The following is a 4,932-nucleotide window of genomic DNA, read 5'->3' as shown; positions in this document are numbered from 1 at the left end:
GCCTGTTGACGCTCGCCTTCGACATCGTCACCCGTGACGAGATTCACAAAGACCCGACAGTGCGCCTGTTGCTCACCCGCGCACTGGCGCGCGCCTCCGGCATCGGGGGCATGGTCGGCGGCCAGATGCTCGACCTCGCCGGCGAAGGTCGCTTCGGCGACCGTGAACCGGTCGACGTCGCGCGCTTGCAGCAGATGAAAACCGGCGCGCTGTTGCGCTTCGGCTGCATCGCCGGCGCGATCCTGGGTCAATCGTCGCAAAAGGAATATCAGGCGCTCGATGATTACGGCCGCGCGCTTGGCGAGGCCTTTCAGATCGCCGACGACCTGCTCGACGTCGAGGGCGATGCCGCCGCGCTCGGCAAGCAGACCGGACAGGATGCTGCGCTCGGCAAGACCACCTTTGTCACCCAGCTCGGGATCGACGGCGCCAAGCAGCGCGTTCGCGATCTGCTGTCGCGCGCGGATCAGGCGCTGTCGATCTTCGGTCCCCGAGGCGACATCCTGCGGGCAGCCGCCCGCTTCGTCGCCGAACGCAAGAGTTAGAGCATGACCGGCGACGATTTCGAGGAGCGGCTTCTTCGCTTCCGAAAGTTGCCGAAGGCCGTCCGCCTCGTTTATGCACGCCCGCGCACGTCCGTTGCCATCGTCCTCGGCATTGCCGCGTTCTTCCTGCTGCCGCCGTCGCTTCGACTGGTCACGCGCCTCTTGATCGGCTGGGACGGTTTCGTCGCGGTGTATATCGTCCTCGTCTACATCATGATGTTGCGCAGCACGCTGGCAACCATCCGCCGCATGGCCTCGCTGCAGGATGACGGCCGCCTTCTGATTCCGCTTCTGACCGTGCTTGGCGCCTTCGCAAGCCTGGCGGCGATCGTGTCGGAGCTCGGCCAGGCCAACCATAAGCCGACCGAACTGCTGTTCGCGACGCTGACGGTGGCATTGTCGTGGGCGGCGGTGCACACCGGCTTCGCATTACACTACGCCCATGAATATTACCGCGGCGAAAAGCCGGGCGGCCTTCAGTTCCCAAACGGCGATCGGGAGGAGCACGCCGATTATTGGGACTTCGTGTATTTCTCGTTCGTGATCGGGATGACCGCGCAGGTGTCCGATGTCGGCATCACCGACAAGGCGATCCGCCGCACGGTGACGGCGCACGGAATCATCTCGTTCGTGTTCAACACCGCGCTGCTGGCGCTGATGGTCAACATCGCCGCCAGCGCGCTCTAAACCGGGAGCAAGACCATGAGCTATGATCGATCCAGCGTCGAAGCCGTCGTCCAGAATTATTTCGATGGACTGTACGAATGCGACACCGAGAAGCTTGCTGCGGTCTTTCACCCCTCAGCCGACCTGCGCTGGCTGGAAAAGGGCGACCTCAAGGTTATCAGCGTACCGAATTGGCTGGAGCGGCTCAAAAAACTGTCGTCTGCCAAGTCGGAAGGCAAGGCGCGCGAAGATTTTATCGTCACCATCGACCACTCCGACGCCTCGACCGCCTTCGTCAAAGTGCGTTGCCAATGGCCGCCGCGCTATTTCACCGACTATCTGGTGGCGATGAAATTGCCCGACGGCTGGCAGATCGTCTCCAAGTCGTATCGCTACGACCTGAAGGAGTGAGCGCCTGGCCCACCTCGAAGCGCCGGCCGCCAGGCGTGACCGCCGCCCGCGCGAAGCGCCCCGGTTGACCCCGGTGGCCTCTCAGGCAAACTGGCCGTGAACAGGCCGGGGAGACCGTGGAAGCCAATTTTCAGCTATTCGTGATCCTGCTCGCGGTGCTCGCCGGAACCGCGCTTCTGGCGCGGCGGATCGAGGTGGCGCCAGCGATTCTGCTGCTGCTCGCCGGCATCGCGCTGGCTTTCGTGCCGGGCATGCCCACGCCGGAATTGCCGCCCGAACTGATCCTGCTGCTGGTGCTGCCACCGCTGATCTATTCGTCGGCGGTCGCCATGAGCTGGCGCGAGTTCAAATTCAATCTCCGCCCGATCATTCTGTTGTCGGTCGGATGCGTCATCTTTACCGCTTTCGCGGTCGCCGCCGCGACGCATTACCTGATCGGGTTGCCGTGGAACGTCGGCTTTCTTCTGGGAGCCATCGTCGCGCCGCCTGACGTCGTGGCGCCGCTGGCGGTTGCCCGCAAGCTCGCCATCCCGCGCCGTATCATGGTGGTGCTGGAGGGCGAGGGATTGGCGAACGACGCGACCGCGCTGATCCTGTATCGTTTCGCGGTAGTCGCCATTTCGACCGGCGTGTTTTCGCTTCCAAAAGCCATCGGAGAATTCTCGGCCATCGTCGCCGGAGAGGCGACTTTCGGGATCGCGGTGGGCTGGCTCTCCTTGCGGGTGCGGCACTGGGCGCGCGATCCGCAGGTCGAAATCACCTTGTCGCTGATCACGCCCTATGTGGCCTATTGGCTGCCGGAGCATTTCGGAGGCTCCGGCGTCATCGCCACCGTCGCGTGCGGGCTTTACATGAGCTGGAATGGACCGTTGTTGATCCCCGCTGCCACGCGCTTGCAGGGCATCTTCTTTTGGGGACTCGTGATCTATCTGATCGAGGGGCTGCTGTTCCTGTTGACCGGATTCCAGATGCGGCTCCTGTTCGAACGATCCAAGGCGTTTCCGCTCGACGATATCCTGATCGCAACCGCCCTCGTCACCGCGATGATCGTCATCGCGCGTTTCGCCTGGACCTTTCCCGCAATCTATTTGCCGCGGATTATCAAGCGCGTGCGCCTGCGCGACCCATCGCCGCCATGGCAATGGGCGTTTGTGATTTCTTTCACCGGGGTCCGCGGCGCGGTTTCGCTGGCGGCGGCGCTCGCGTTGCCGCTGGCGCTGTCGGACGGCAGCCCGTTTCCCTACCGCGACCTGATCCTGTTTGTCGCCTTCGGCGTCATTTTCATCACGCTGGTCGGGTTTGGACTTGGCTTGCCGACGATCGTCCGCTGGCTTGGCGTCGCGCAGGCCGGCCGCAGCGAGCGTTTTTCCGAGCTTGAATCGGAAGTCGCGGCGCGGCGCGAGGCTCTCGACGCCGCGCTCAAGTCACTCGACAGGATCACAGAGCACCGCGAAATATCCGATGAAGTCATCCAGCTTTTGCGCGCGCGGCACGAAACCCGCGCCAATCAGCTACCCAATTCGCTCGATCCGGACGCGCGCTTGCTGTCGGCGACAGGAACCGACCTGACACGAGAGTTGATTTCAGCCGAGCGGAAATTCATTCACGTCCTGCTGCGCGACGGCAAGATCACCGACGAAACCAGGCGGCACATCGAACGCGATCTCGACCTGGAGGAGGCAAGCCTTGCGAACCGCGAATTTCGCGACGATCAGCCGTAACGCCGCCGGCTAAAATCGCCTAATGCACTCCGGGCCGGGCGCGCTCGAAGCTCAGCTGGAAACGCCCATCAGCATCTTCGCAAGTTCATCCGGCGCGGTCACCATCGCATCGTGGCCGGTGGCGATTTCGGCCCAGCGCCAGCCGGCTTGCGCCTTCACCCAGTCGCGTGACGCCTGAAGCGCCGCATAGGACGGGTTGGTGCAATGAATATAAGTCCGCGGCAGATTGTTGCCGACCGGCCCCTTGATATTCTGCCTGCTGGTATAGGTCGAAAGCGGATGCGGCGTCAGCCGGCGCTTGACCCATTCGGCATCATGGGCGTCCAACACCCCGAACGCCGACGGCGGTGGATTGGGAAGGCTCAAGCCGCCGCTCGATTCCTCCGCCAGCTTGCGCCGCGCCGCCACGACATCGGCCGGCAGACTGTCGAACGGACTCTTGCCGCCCTCCACCATCAGCGAATCCAGATAGACCAAATGGCGGATACGTTCCGGCACCACGTCGGCGACGCCGCTGATCGCCAGCCCGCCGAAGGAGTGACCGACCAGCACGATCTTGCTCAACTCCTCCGCCTCGATGACGTTGACGATATCCGTCCTGAATGTGTCGAGCGTGATGTCCTTCGAGAGCAGATGCCTGCGTTCGCCAAGCCCGGTTTGCGTCGGCGTAAAGACCTGATGGCCTGCCGCGCGCAAGCGATCCGCGACCCGGCTCCAGCACCAGCCGCCATGCCAGGCGCCGTGAACCAGCACGAAGGTCTGAGCTGACGTTTGTGCTGCGGCCATTTTGTCTCCTGCGTCCGCTGCGAATCCCGTAACCACCGATGTCCTGGGTATGGCCCGACGTTCCATGATCGCTGCCCCTTATGCGATTCTTGGCTTCGTTGGTCCGGCTCGCGGCGTCGGACCTGCGTTCGGCAGGAAATCAGGGTTTCAAAAATCGACGGGAATGACAAGTTGTCATTCGAACGCCGCAAAGAAAGCCTTATCGTTTTGCCGCTTTCCGAGGACCGACACCGATGATCCCACCTGTCAAACCAGGCGTCACGTTGCCCATGCCGATGGATCTGGTCATCGAGACCGAGCGGCTTATCTTGCGGCGGTGGCGGGACGCCGACGTGGCGCCGAACACGGAGATGCTTGCCGATCCCGACAGCGCGCGATTCATCACCTCGGCCGGCAAGCCGGTCCTCGATCCGTTTGCCGGCTGGTGCAACGCGGCGATCATGGCGGGACATTGGGCGCTCCACGGCTTCGGTCTGTTTGTGGTCGAGGAAAAACAGACGGGCCGCTATCTCGGGCGTGTCGGCCCGTGGTTTCCCGAGGGATGGCCGGGCCTTGAAGTCGGCTGGGGTATCGCCAAAAGTTTTCGCGGCCGGGGCTACGCGGTCGAGGCTGCGACGGCCTCGATCGATTGGACCTTCGCGACTTTTGCGATCGACATGATCGTCCACGTCATTCGCCCGGAGAATGTCGCATCACAAAACGTCGCACGACGCCTCGGAGCGACCATCGAAAGCCAGGTTGAACTGTTCGACCATGCCTCCGATTTATGGGTGACGCGGCGCGACGCCTGGACGGCGCGACGC

At 63.1% G+C, this 4,932-nt stretch carries 6 protein-coding genes; 5 read left to right on the top strand and 1 reads right to left on the bottom strand.

Annotated features, from left to right (window positions below):
* The 4 genes from WB528_RS27630 to WB528_RS27615 form a co-directional block, all read left to right on the top strand.
* The coding region (locus WB528_RS27630) for a polyprenyl synthetase family protein (RefSeq protein WP_423892516.1) at nucleotides 1-545 on the top strand (545 nt) is incomplete at its 5' end.
* A 3-nt stretch (nucleotides 546-548) separates the two neighbouring features.
* Complete coding sequence (locus WB528_RS27625) at nucleotides 549-1,232, top strand: DUF1345 domain-containing protein (protein ID WP_423892515.1); 684 nt, start codon at nucleotides 549-551, stop codon at nucleotides 1,230-1,232.
* Nucleotides 1,233-1,247: 15 nt separating this feature from the next.
* Entirely contained in the window at nucleotides 1,248-1,622 is a 375-nt protein-coding gene (locus tag WB528_RS27620) for a nuclear transport factor 2 family protein (protein ID WP_423892514.1), read from the top strand.
* 116 nt (nucleotides 1,623-1,738) lie between these two features.
* The gene (locus tag WB528_RS27615) at nucleotides 1,739-3,343 is read left to right on the top strand and encodes a Na+/H+ antiporter (RefSeq protein WP_423892513.1); all 1,605 of its coding nucleotides are present in this window, start codon (nucleotides 1,739-1,741) and stop codon (nucleotides 3,341-3,343) included.
* Between the two features lie 51 nt (nucleotides 3,344-3,394).
* On the opposite strand, the gene WB528_RS27610 is transcribed toward WB528_RS27615, so the two are convergent.
* On the bottom strand, nucleotides 3,395-4,129 hold the full coding sequence (locus tag WB528_RS27610; protein WP_423892512.1) for an alpha/beta fold hydrolase: 735 nt from the start codon (nucleotides 4,127-4,129) through the stop codon (nucleotides 3,395-3,397).
* Between the two features lie 233 nt (nucleotides 4,130-4,362).
* On the opposite strand from WB528_RS27610, the gene WB528_RS27605 reads away from it, so the two are divergent.
* Nucleotides 4,363-4,932: GNAT family N-acetyltransferase (locus WB528_RS27605; protein WP_423892511.1), on the top strand; the 570-nt coding region annotated here is incomplete at its 3' end.

This window comes from Bradyrhizobium sp., assembly GCF_049586575.1.
Taxonomy (GTDB): Bacteria; Pseudomonadota; Alphaproteobacteria; order Rhizobiales; family Xanthobacteraceae; genus Bradyrhizobium.
Note: the sequence above shows the minus strand (reverse complement) of the source record. Positions and strands in the feature narration are given on the sequence as shown.

Coding starts and splice junctions, on each gene's coding strand:
- WB528_RS27625 (WP_423892515.1), top strand. CDS start 549: ATGACCGGCGACGATTTCGAGGAGCGGCTTCTTCGCTTCCGAAAGTTG.
- WB528_RS27620 (WP_423892514.1), top strand. CDS start 1,248: ATGAGCTATGATCGATCCAGCGTCGAAGCCGTCGTCCAGAATTATTTC.
- WB528_RS27610 (WP_423892512.1), bottom strand. CDS start 4,129: ATGGCCGCAGCACAAACGTCAGCTCAGACCTTCGTGCTGGTTCACGGC.